This is a genomic window from Desulfocicer niacini (assembly GCF_054657595.1).
Genome location: NZ_BAAHYK010000224.1, coordinates 1 through 278, shown reverse-complemented (window position 1 = coordinate 278; position 278 = coordinate 1). Strand labels below are relative to the sequence as shown.

The window sequence follows — 278 nt, the reverse complement described above, 5'->3', positions numbered from 1 at the left end:
CTCTGGCTGAAGGGTTCCATGACGGCGTAGCCCATCATGCGTTTTAAATCGGATTGCCCCGATAAAATGAGCAGAAACGGATCAAAGGAATCCATTTTAAAATTCGTCAGTAATCTGAGTTCTTCAAGAGGTCCCTGTTTAAGCAAATGAGCTTCATCGATAATGAGCACTATGGTGCGTCCCCGTTGTTCTTTGGCATCCAGGAATTCTTTCTGAATCTGCTGGTAATTGGCGCTTTTAGTGAACTTGTTGTTCAATCCCAGCAATGCATTGATATG

General features: G+C 43.5%; 1 protein-coding gene. It reads right to left on the bottom strand.

All coding sequences use genetic code 11. The annotated features are described in order from the left end of the window. Nucleotides 1-278: AAA family ATPase (locus tag ACYQ2M_RS25495; protein WP_459919204.1), on the bottom strand; the 278-nt coding region annotated here is incomplete at both ends.